Below are 7946 nucleotides of genomic sequence, written 5' to 3' on the forward strand. Positions count from 1 at the left end.
TTATTTGTAAAAAGTTTCTCCTTTGGTTGCTTTTTCAATCAATAATTTTGGAGCAGAAAATCGCTCGCCATTTTCTTTTGCTAAAGCCTGATGTATTTCTACTGCTTGTTGCAACCCCAATGAATCTACATAGCGGAACGGTCCACCTTTAAATGGAGGAAAACCCAATCCAAAAATAGCGCCAACATCGCCATCTAACGGACTTTCAACTATATTCTCCTCTAAGCATAGTAAGCATTCTTTTATCATTGCAAATCCTAATCGCTGCTGAATTGCCTCGTTGCTAAACGGCTTGCGTTCTTTGGTATCGCAAAATTGGTAGATGCTTTCGTCTATACCTTGCTTTTTCCCGTTTTCATCGTACTTATAGAATCCTTTTTTATTCTTTTTACCCATTCTGCCTGCCTCGTACATGGCTTTTACAATGTCTGTTTTTTTAGCACCCGGCCGCTGTAAATAGTACTCAATTAAATCGCCACTCATTACGTGTGCGCCCACATCTAAACCAACCTCATCTAACAAAGTAATTGGCCCTACAGGAAAGCCCCACTGCTTCATGGCTTTATCAATTTGTGCTGCATCGCAGCCTTCGTTTAAAACCAACAAGGCTTCATTAAAATACGGAGCCAAAATACGCGTGGTGTAAAAACCTGGACCATCGTTTACTACAATATTGGTTTTGCCTTGTCTTATTCCAATTTCAAAACATGTTGCTGTTACCCAATCGGCAGTTTTAGGTGTTTTCACAATTTCCAGCAATGGCATTTTGGGCACCGGACTAAAATAGTGCATGCCAATAATCAACTCCGGGTGAGCAGCTTTTTCTGCTATGTGCGCAATTGGCAAAGCAGAGGTGTTGCTGGCAAAAATAGTGTTGGGGCAAGTATTGGCTTCTACATCACTTACTATACGTTGCTTTAATTTTACTTCTTCAAATACGGCTTCTATTACGGCATCTGCTTGCTTAAAATTGCTGTAATCTAGGCTACCGCTTATACGTGCCATATACGAATCGGCTTCCGGCTGTGTCATTGTTTTGCGAGCAACCTTACGCGAGATATTTTTCCAAATAGTTTGCTTGGCGGCTGCAATGGTTTCTTCCTTTACATCTTTAAGAATTACTTCCATACCATCGTTGGCGCTCACTTCAGCAATTCCGGCTCCCATAAAACCTGCACCAATCATAGCCAGGGTGTTTACTTCACGCACCAACTCTTGCGGATAAGGATTTTTCTTTTTCTCCGTCATGGCGAAAAATATATGAATGAGTTGCCTGCTTTCATTGCTCAATATCAACTCTTCAAATTTCACAGCCTCGGCATCTAAACCAGCGGCAAGCCCTTTATTCATACCAATTTGCACACATTCTAAAATTTTAAATGGCGCAGGATAATTGCCCATAGTTTTGCGCTGCACCATTTCTTTTGCCTTGCCAAAAATTATATTTCTTGTAAAGGCATTGCTCTCCAATATTTTTTCTACAAGCGTTCTTTTATCTTTTCGTACCAAAGGCTTCTTAGTAAGTTCCAACGCAAATTGAATGGCGCCTTCCAATAAACTTTCTTTAGTGGTAAGCCTATCTACCAAATTCAATTTAAGTGCCTTGTTTGCATATATTTTTTTGCCCGTGAGCAGCATATCGAGCGACCGCTGAATGCCAATTAAACGAGGCAAACGCTGTGTGCCTCCACCTCCCGGCAATAAACCAAGCATAACTTCGGGCAATGCCAAATGTGTTTTTTTATCATCGCTGGCAATACGCGCATGGCAGGCAAGTGCAATTTCTGTACCTGCTCCTAAGCAAGCTCCATTTATGGCTGCTACTACGGGTTTTTTAGATGCCGCCAACTCATTTAATGCCTTATGTCCCTTGCGAGTAAAGGGTTCAAAATCGCCCTTCTTTTTCACCTTCCCAAACATTTCGATATCGGCACCTGCTATAAAATCTTTCTTCTTAGAAATAAGTACACATGCTTTTACATCGCTATCATTTTCCAATTGTTTAAACACAGCATCGAAGGCATCCATCGACTCCAACGAAATTTTATTGATAGGCGAATTTTCTTCATCTATCCAAACAATAGCTACGCCATTGCGCTTTTCAACAGTTACGAAATTCATGGCTGTTCTTTTTATTGAAGCGAAGATGAAAATTTAAAGCAAACTATCTGCTGCAACTTAAAGGGGAATTTCCACTACTATTTGAGACAAAAAGAACCAATGCAAAACTTTAGTGTAATACCTTTTAAAAAAAGAAAAAGGTGTGCCAACACACCGTATTTACTACGCTTTTGGCACACCTCACTTTATTGGTGATCCGGAAAGGATTCGAACCTTTGACCCACAGCTTAGAAGGCTGTTGCTCTATCCAGCTGAGCTACCGGACCGCTAAAGCGCGGCAAACATACAATTTACATCGAATTTTTTAAATTCAGTTTTACATACATTTTAAAAAATAGGGTTTGAAACTTTTAAAAACAGCACCATATCTTCACTAAGTTTGGTAAATGAAATTTCTTTTTCACGCACTTATTTTCTTGTTTTTTTCCATAGTTCATGCGCAAACAGAAGTAACAATTGAAAACTTTAATACTACCGATACCCTCTTCAAAAAATTATTGCTAAATAATGCTGCCATTGCCGAAAACGATGCCTTGCAAGAAGAAATTACAGATGGAGTACAACCTCTTTTAGTTGCCGGAAAAATAGATAAAAACAAGGCCTATTCCAATTGGTTGGCACATGCTTTTGCCGGAAAAAACCAAAGAGCCATTAAACCACTTAAACAAAAATTTGTGGGTACTGTATTGCGTTACAATAGAAACAGCAAATACAACTTTCCGGAAAATAGCATTGGATTCGACATTGTATTTAACCGAAACCATTATTTACTCAAAAACTTTAAAGGTTTACAAGTTCAAAAAGATATCGGCAAGGCTGCGAAAAAGATAAACTACGCAGCAGCACCTTTTAAAATAGATACCAATAACTTCAATAGAAATCTTTACCAACTGCACTGTATCCAAACACCGCCAACTCATTACCGCTCGCAACTGCATTATCTTTTCTATCCCACTGCCGTTAATCATACTTTAAGCAACCATCCTAATATTGAAACAGAAAATCCAACCATAGGCTTTTATGGAACATGGTGCTCCAACTGTACACAAAATTGCGAGCCCGAGTTGCAACCTTTTGAAATAGTATGGTGGTTAAAAGCAACTGAAAACGATCCCTCACCCAATAAAACATGGCTGGTTGGCATTATGCACGATGGCAACAAAGCATTTAAACAATGGTCGTTTACGCCAATGACAGCAAGCATTGCCATACCATTTGCATTCAACAGCGATATGGAGGAAGGCGAATCTTTTAAAATAAAAGCCGAGCACCTTGTATTCGATAAATTTATAGACAGCGAAATAAAAAAGCTAAAAGTACCTACCGATGCCTTAGGTTGCGATGAACAATACCAACCCATCCATTTAATTGCTGGCGAAAAAACTTTTAGAGTAGAATTTATGCTTAATAATAAACTGCAAACTAAGGCAATAAAATACTGGTTTAGCCAGTTAAACTACGATGCTAAAGCCAATATAGTAAGTGGATATTTCAATGTGTCGGTAGCCGTAGAAGAAGTTTACACCACACGCATTTCGTTTGGAAAAACACTATGGCAATAACGGTTTCAAACCATTGAGTTGGTGCCAAAATTAGCACTACCCAATTTATGGATGCTTTCTGAGTGCAATACCTCCCGCTCGCATTTGAGCAAACGATACAATTAGCAAACTTACACTCACTCCGGAGCAAGCCACGCCAATCCACTGAAGCGACTTGTTTCCAGTAAGTGCTCCGGCTATTGCCAGCGCAGTGCCGCCTACGCCAACCGAAAGTCCCGCAATACCAAATGCCCCCGCTGCTTTTAGTGCTATACCGCTATTTTCTAAGCGTAAATTTATATGCCGTATCGCTTCCTGTACATTTATGGTGTCTATCTTCCCTTTGTATTGCGAAAGCACTTCCTGATTGGCAACAATAGTTTCTTCAATTCGTAAAATATCATCTTTATTGATATTCACAATGGCATCTCCATTTGCCGGTTGAAACCTATAATACATCATTTCTTCGCGAATAATGGTTCCAATCTTAACAGTACTATCTTTCAAAAAAATAGTAGTAGGAATTTCTTTGCTCTGAGCTTTTATATAAAATGAAATAGATAGAATAGATAATAGCAGCATTATTCTTTTCATAGTGTGTATATTTTAGAAATGATTGGGATTTTTTTAGTGTAAACTAAAGTACAATAATGATACTTTTTAAGAACAATTCTCTGAACAGAGATGTGCCTTAGCATTTACCTATCCGGCATAGCAATAAATCATGTATTGAAAACAGTATAAAACAACTCAAGAAACTGAGAGAAACTGCTGTAATGTAGAAGGAAAATAAATGTAAAAAAGTACCGCGGGCGGGACTTGAACCCGCACAGCCTTTAAGGGCCACAGGATTTTAAGTCCTGCGTGTCTACCGATTCCACCACCGCGGCAACACTTAAAATTAAAATGGCTTGAGAGTTCTCAAGCCATTTAGAGCGGGAGACGAGGCTCGAACCCGCGACCTCAACCTTGGCAAGGTTGCGCTCTACCAACTGAGCTACTCCCGCTTAATTCTTTAGAGAACGTTTTCTTTTTGGGACTGCAAATATAATTTTCCATTTCTGAGTACCAAGAAAAAATTTGTGCCCTAAGAGGGAATCGAACCCCCACTTCTTTCGAAACACGATTTTGAGTCGTGCGCGTCTACCAATTCCGCCATTAGGGCATTACTTTAAAAGAACGGGGTGCAAATGTATTTTTTTTTTCAAAGCAGCAAAATGCAAAATCATAATTTCAACAATTCTATCATCAATAATGTAAATAGAAAAATATCGCTACCTCTATTGACAAGGCGCAATATAAGTTGTACATTGGGCGTGAACAACCAATTTGGAAGAATGAAAAATGTACTAATTCTCCTACTTATACTCCTTTCGCTCGAAAATGTTTCATTAAAAGCGCAAGAAATTGAACACCGCTACAAAACTCCTTCTGCGGTGCGCTTGCGCAACATTGAAAAACTAGAGACCAACGCGAAATTTTTTCTCGTTGAATCGGGAGTTGCCGGTGTTGTTGGTGTAAGCTGTTTAGCCGCAGGATTGGTAAAAGCCAATAAAACGCCCGACTACTCTGCTCATTTTACCAAGGAGCAGAAACAAGAGTACGCAGCCCGCTGGAATACCAGCAGCAAAGTGCTTATTGGGTTGGGAGCAGGCTTCACTGCGGCTTCGGCAGTGCTGGGCGCTTTGGGCGTAAAATGTATATATGATATACGTGCCCGCAAACCTAAGCACAAACTAAAATTCGATTTAGGCGTTGGTGAGCAAATGGGGCCATCGGCAAAATTGAAATTCTAACTTTTTATATTGTACCTGTTTGCCAGCCGCATTTTCGTAAGAAGGTGCGGCTTTTTTATTTCATACTACAAATGAAATAAGGTTTTACATTAGCGCCCAACCATTTTTTAATTATTTCATCTTTTATTATTCAAATAATAAAATGTTTAAACTCACATCTCTACTTTTGGTAGCTCTTGTGGCTTCCAAATTGGCAATAGCAGAAGGAAATATCTCTTTTAGCAATGCACAGGCAGCTATTAGCTATACCAAAACAAACTGTATAGACCAACCTAATGGAATTGAACAAGAAAAACTGCTGTTCACTTTTACCAATAAGACCAATAAGAACATAACCATTTCGTTTGAGCGGAAAGCCGTGTACGAGAAAAACGGAAGGGCAATACCTACCTCTAGCGACCATAGTGGTTATACCATTCAGCTACTACCCAATCAAGTAATTTCAGGAACCTGCGAAACAAAAGACAATAGGCTGGTATTGTTTTCAAAACAATTGAACCTAGTTGCAAGCCAATTGCAATCCTTTGATATCTCTAATGTAAAAATCGAATTTTAACTACTGCCATTCACAAAAACTTTTTAATGAAAAATTTAGTACTGCTTCTCCTGTTTTTTTCTGCATTGGGTATTGAACAAACTAAAGCACAATGTACTGTTAGAGCCTCCATACCGCGCGATACGGTAGTTTGTGGCGATCAGGTGATTATCAATGTTTTTGGAAAAGGGCAAGGAGCCGTTCTTTTTCAAGAAAACTTTAATTCCGGCTCACCTTCAGGATGGGCTTTTACTCAACAGGCTACCTTTACCAACCCATGCAGCCCCAATGGAGTAGATGGAACAAAACATATATGGATGGGAAATGTTTCAGGCTCTCCCAGGTCGTTAGAAACCAATCCCTACAATTTCTCTACTGCAACTGCCGGAGCTACCATCTGTTTTGATATGCTGCTAGCATCACAAGGAGGCACTTCGCCTTGCGAGGGTCCCGATGAACCGCAAGAAGGCGTTTACCTCCAATATAAAATTGGGAATGGAGCTTGGGTTACTATCCATTATTTCGATCCCAATGGGGGAAATGACCCGCTGCTAACCAATTGGAACAATTGGTGTTTCCAATTGCCGGCAGCAGCTTTAACTTCAAATGTTTCTATCAGATGGTTTCAAGATAACGATTCCGGAGCAGATTACGACCACTGGGGAATTGATAATGTTCAAATTTACTTTAACGACCCTACCTTTACCATTTCGGTGGCATCTCCTCCGGGCAATACCATTTATTCTTTCCCGCAAGGAAGCAGCGGTGGCGATTTAACTCCTGTGTATCCACGCCAAACCACTACTTATTATGTGGAAATGAAAAATACAAACAACGTTGTTTGCCAAGATACTGTTACGGTATATGTACGCCAACCCAATGTGGTGGTAAATGCAGGACGCGATACCACACTCTGCACAGGTAAGTGTGCCGTACTCAATGCTACTGCAAAAGTGGTACGTTATCCGGCAAAAGTGGCTACGTATAGTAATCTTCAACCAGATACTGCCAGTCTTTCATCTTTTGGAGGCATCATTGCCGAAGGTGCTTCGGTAAATATTAATGTGCAAACACTTAATATGCAAAGCATCCTCACTAATTCTATACTTTCTGTTTGTATTGATGAAGTTAAAATGCAAGGCTTTGGCTTTGGAGGTTTTGGTATTGGCGGAAAAGATCTTGAGTTTTATCTCGTATGCCCGGATAGCTCCAAGATAAAGCTAATGCCGGCTAATTCCTCTTCGGTGGTACCGGGTTTAATTAACTACCAAACTGTATTTAAAAACACATGCTTTGTACCTGTAGGTCCAACCGTAGCATCTGCTGCAAATCCTAAAACCGGAAACTTTGGTACCGACCAACCTTTCAATAATTTGGTGGGTTGCGATGCCAATGGCGTATGGTCGCTGGAAGTGAAACCTGCCAGTGGATTGGGTGGCGGCAGTGTAATTACTACCGGATGGAATATTACTTTTGATGATCCTGAATCTAGCTACCAAGGCAACTATGTATGGAATCCAACTACGGATATGACGGGATCTAATACGCTTTCGCCAAACGTATGCCCAACTGCCAATAGAACCTATGTTTTAAGTGTATCCGATACCGCTAATTGCTTAACACTAAGAGATACCGTAAACGTGAATGTGCAAACTTGTTGTAACTTCACTATTGCTTCTGCTATTACCCAACCTTCGTGTGGCGGCACTAATGGCAGCATTGCAATTACACCATCGCCCGCAGGTACTTACACCTATACTTGGAACGATGGCAATACTTCTGGCAATAGAAACAACTTGGCATCTGGAACCTATAGCGTAACTGTAACCGATGCCAATAATTGTACTAAAGATACCTCTATTGTTTTAAACAGCAACAGCACTTTGAGTCTGCAATTAAGCAATCCGGTAAACCCCGGTTGTGGTCAAAACAACGGTAGTGTAAGCGCTACAC

The 7946-nt window shown here is 40.2% G+C and carries 6 protein-coding genes and 4 tRNA genes; 4 read left to right on the forward strand and 6 right to left on the reverse strand.

Annotated features, from left to right (window positions below; all coding sequences use genetic code 11):
* Both KF872_06660 and KF872_06665 read right to left on the reverse strand, forming a co-directional pair.
* Entirely contained in the window at positions 1 to 2121 is a 2121-nt protein-coding gene (locus KF872_06660) for an enoyl-CoA hydratase/isomerase family protein (protein MBX2903225.1), read from the reverse strand.
* A 189-nt stretch (positions 2122 to 2310) separates the two neighbouring features.
* Positions 2311 to 2387 (reverse strand) — tRNA-Arg (locus KF872_06665).
* A 120-nt stretch (positions 2388 to 2507) separates the two neighbouring features.
* Between KF872_06665 and KF872_06670 the strand changes: the two genes are divergently transcribed.
* The gene (locus tag KF872_06670; protein ID MBX2903226.1) at positions 2508 to 3683 is read left to right on the forward strand and encodes a hypothetical protein; all 1176 of its coding nucleotides are present in this window, start codon (positions 2508 to 2510) and stop codon (positions 3681 to 3683) included.
* Positions 3684 to 3728: 45 nt separating this feature from the next.
* Here KF872_06670 and KF872_06675 read toward each other — a convergent pair whose 3' ends face one another.
* The 4 genes from KF872_06675 to KF872_06690 form a co-directional block, all read right to left on the reverse strand.
* On the reverse strand, positions 3729 to 4256 hold the full coding sequence (locus KF872_06675) for a hypothetical protein (protein ID MBX2903227.1): 528 nt from the start codon (positions 4254 to 4256) through the stop codon (positions 3729 to 3731).
* Positions 4257 to 4466: 210 nt separating this feature from the next.
* Positions 4467 to 4552, reverse strand: a tRNA-Leu gene (locus KF872_06680).
* A 44-nt stretch (positions 4553 to 4596) separates the two neighbouring features.
* Positions 4597 to 4669: transfer RNA gene (locus KF872_06685), tRNA-Gly, on the reverse strand.
* A gap of 76 nt (positions 4670 to 4745) precedes the next feature.
* Positions 4746 to 4827, reverse strand: a tRNA-Leu gene (locus KF872_06690).
* Between the two features lie 52 nt (positions 4828 to 4879).
* Between KF872_06690 and KF872_06695 the strand changes: the two genes are divergently transcribed.
* The 3 genes from KF872_06695 to KF872_06705 all read left to right on the forward strand — a co-directional run.
* A complete protein-coding gene (locus KF872_06695) occupies positions 4880 to 5458 on the forward strand; it encodes a hypothetical protein (GenBank protein ID MBX2903228.1) in 579 nt (192 codons plus the stop codon).
* 142 nt (positions 5459 to 5600) lie between these two features.
* Positions 5601 to 6014: a hypothetical protein gene (locus KF872_06700; protein MBX2903229.1), complete on the forward strand. Its 414-nt coding sequence runs from the start codon at positions 5601 to 5603 to the stop codon at positions 6012 to 6014.
* 26 nt (positions 6015 to 6040) lie between these two features.
* Positions 6041 to 7946: hypothetical protein (locus KF872_06705; protein MBX2903230.1), on the forward strand; the 1906-nt coding region annotated here is incomplete at its 3' end.

The organism is Chitinophagales bacterium (assembly GCA_019638515.1).
In the GTDB taxonomy this organism is placed as follows: Bacteria; Bacteroidota; Bacteroidia; order Chitinophagales; family LD1; genus UBA7692.